The organism is Catellatospora sp. NPDC049133 (assembly GCF_040648455.1).
Lineage (GTDB): Bacteria > Actinomycetota > Actinomycetes > Mycobacteriales > Micromonosporaceae > Catellatospora > Catellatospora aurea.
Map to the genome: position 1 here is coordinate 1 of NZ_JBEZDT010000086.1, position 2,576 is coordinate 2,576.

At 68.1% G+C, this 2,576-nt stretch carries 2 protein-coding genes; one reads left to right on the forward strand and one right to left on the reverse strand.

What is annotated here, in order from left to right; genetic code table 11:
* Positions 1–96 precede the first annotated feature (96 nt).
* Entirely contained in the window at positions 97–1,374 is a 1,278-nt protein-coding gene (locus AB0B35_RS42025) for a lysine N(6)-hydroxylase/L-ornithine N(5)-oxygenase family protein (protein WP_361057487.1), read from the reverse strand.
* Between the two features lie 125 nt (positions 1,375–1,499).
* Here AB0B35_RS42025 and AB0B35_RS42030 point away from each other — a divergent pair, with 125 nt between their 5' ends.
* A complete protein-coding gene (locus tag AB0B35_RS42030) occupies positions 1,500–2,453 on the forward strand; it encodes a methionyl-tRNA formyltransferase (protein WP_361057490.1) in 954 nt (317 codons plus the stop codon).
* The last annotated feature ends 123 nt before the right edge of the window (positions 2,454–2,576 follow it).

Here is a 2,576-nt window from a genome sequence, read left to right on the forward strand (position 1 = left end):
TTGGTTTATGCATAAACTGTTTATTTCACTGCTTCACTAAATATTTATTTTCTTGTCCAAAAATAAAATTTTTTTACGCCCCACGCGGTGGCACCTTTATCCGGCGAGGGCCGGGGCCGCAGCGCGGGTCAGCGAACGCGCGATCTCGCCAGCGCGGACGGCGGTGTTGGACAGCAGCGTCGAGCTGATGCCGTGGGTGTGCTCGGTCGGGCCCTGCACGTAGATGCCGCAGCGCACGTCACCGGCGGTGGTCACCCGGTAGTCGCGCTCGACCTGGAGTTGCCCGTCCGCACGCCGTAGGCAGTGCTCGCCCAGCTGGCCGAGCAGCTGCAGCGGGTCGCTGCTGCGGTAACCGGTCGCGCACACCACCGCGTCGGCCTCCAGCACGGTGCGCTCGCCCGTCGGCAGGAACTCCACGGTCACCCGGACCCGGTCCGTCTCCTCGACGAGATCCACCACCCGCGAGGCGTGCATGAAGCGCAGCCGCTCCTGGCCCAGCACCTTCTCCTGGTACATGCGTCGGTAGAGGCCCTGGATGACGTCGAGGTCGACGACCGAGTAGTTGGTGGAGCCGTGGTAGTCCATCAGCATCCGTTTGACCTGCTCGGGCGCGTCGTAGAAGTGGTCGACGGCGGCGGGGTCGAAGATGCGGTTGGCGAACGGGCTGTCGTCGGCGGGGGTGTAGCCGTACTTGGCGAACACCGCGCACACCTCGGCCTGCGGGAACGTGCCGTGCAGGTGGTCGGTGACCTCGGCGCCGGACTGGCCCGCGCCGATCACCAGCACCCGGCGCGGGTCGCGCAGTCCGGGCAGGCGGCGCAGCAGGTCGCGGCTGTGCCAGACGCGCGGGCCGGGGCGGATGCCGTCGGGCATGCGGGCCTCCAGGCCGGTGGCGACGACCAGGTTGCGGGCGCGGCGGGTGACCAGATCGCCGCCCTGCCGGGCGACGACCTCGCAGCCGGTGATCACGCCGCCGTCGCGGACCGGGCGCACGGCGACCACCTCGGAGCCGTATTCGACCTGGTCGGCGAAGCCCGCGGCGGCCCATTCCAGGTAGTCGTGGAACTCCACCCGCGACGGGTACATCGTCTTGTGGTTGATGAAGTCGATCAGCCGGTCCTTGGCCTTCAGGTAGCTCAGGAAGCTGTACTGGCTGGCGGGGTCGCGCATCGTCGCCAGGTCCTTGAGGAAGGAGACCTGCATCGTGGTGCCCTCGATGAGCATCCCCCGGTGCCAGCCGAACCATGGCTGCTTCTCCAGGAACACGGCGTCCACCGGCTGCTCCAGCTCGCGTAACGCGATGGCCAGGGCCAGGTTGGAGGGCCCGAAGCCGATCCCTGCGAGATCGTGGAGATGTGCGTCCGACGTGGACATATGACCCCTTCCGTGTGCGTCCCCCGAAGATTACATTAGGGTTACCTTAGCAAGGTAAGCCTTGCCTTTCGGTTCGCGCCAGCGAGCCGAGACGGTTCAGCGTTCCGGTCCAGAGGAGGGCACCCATGCGGGTCGCGATGTTCGGTTACCAGACCTGGGGGCACCGCACGCTCCAGGCGCTGCTGGAGGCGCCAGACCTCGAGGTGGTCCTCGTCGTCACGCACCCGAAGAGCGAGCACGCGTACGAGCGCATCTGGAGCGACTCCGTCGCCGACCTCGCCGCCGAGCACGGCGTGCCGGTCCTGATCCGCGAGCGCCCCGACGACGAGGAGCTGATGGCCGCGCTCAAGGAGGCCGACCTCGACGTCATCGTGGCCACCAACTGGCGCACCTGGATCCCGCCGCAGGTCTTCGCCCTGCCCCGGCACGGCACCCTGAACATCCACGACTCGCTGCTGCCGAAGTACGCCGGCTTCTCGCCGCTGATCTGGGCCCTGCTCAACGACGAGCCCGAGGTCGGCGTGACCGCGCACATGATGGACGACACCCTCGACGCCGGCGACATCGTGCTGCAGCGTGCGGTGCCGGTCGGCCCGCGCGACACCACCGCCGACCTGTTCCACAAGACGCTCGCCCTGTTCGGGCCGATCACCGTCGACGGCCTGCGCCTTATCGCGTCGGGCCGCACCGACTGGACGCCGCAGGACCGCTCCCAGGCCAGCTTCTTCCACAAACGCGCCGACGAGGACCTGCGCATCGACTGGACGTGGACCGCGCAGGAACTCGACCGCCTGGTCCGCGCCCAGTGCGACCCGTACCCGAACGCCTACACCTACTACCGCGGGCAGCGCATCCGCGTGACGAAGGCGTCCGTCTCGCAGGCCGTCTACGGCGGCACCCCGGGCCGGGTCTTCTACCGCGAGGGCGACGGCGTCGCCATCGTCGCCGGAGCCGACGCCCGCCGAGGCAAGAGCAAGGGCCTGGTCATCGAGCGGGTACGCCTCGACGACGGCACCGAGCTGGCCGCCACCGACCTGTTCCGAACCATGGGTGGCTACCTGGGACACTTCCCGGCTTGACATCCTCCCCGCCCTAAAGGACGGGGATTCCCTTGGTCGCCCTCGGGTTTTCCTGTTTCGCCGACGACTGCCCCGTCCGAGAGGTTCCTCGTTGAGGTCTTACATCGTCTCCGCAGGCTGTCA

Bases quoted from the DNA above. Each gene is read 5' to 3' on its own strand.
- AB0B35_RS42030 (WP_361057490.1), top strand. From the start codon at position 1,500: ATGCGGGTCGCGATGTTCGGTTACCAGACCTGGGGGCACCGCACGCTC.
- AB0B35_RS42025 (WP_361057487.1), bottom strand. From the start codon at position 1,374: ATGTCCACGTCGGACGCACATCTCCACGATCTCGCAGGGATCGGCTTC.